A 253-nucleotide genomic window follows, 5' to 3' on the forward strand; every position below is an offset into this window, starting at 1 on the left:
CATGCTGACACCAGAGCAATAATTCTTTATAGGTCAGCTCAAAGTGCTGCTCTATATAGGGTCTGATAGCAAATTCTGCAGTAAATAAGGGCGTCAGGTGCTTCAATAAATCCAAGGCTATTTCAGGGTGCTGCAGGCCCTGTTTGCCAGCGTAATCAATTAACGGCCATGCCATAAAACTATGCCATCCCTTTTCGATATTCTTGCCAGGCCAGTTATCGGCAAGCTGTTTAAGCCATTGCGCATTCACTGC

Annotated in this window: 1 pseudogene; it reads right to left on the minus strand. The window is 45.5% G+C overall.

From position 1 onward, the window contains the following. Positions 1-253, minus strand: a pseudogene (locus tag E8Q33_RS15775) (DNA alkylation repair protein); the annotation flags it as partial.

The organism is Methylophaga sp. SB9B, from assembly GCF_004832235.1.
Lineage (GTDB): Bacteria > Pseudomonadota > Gammaproteobacteria > Nitrosococcales > Methylophagaceae > Methylophaga > Methylophaga muralis.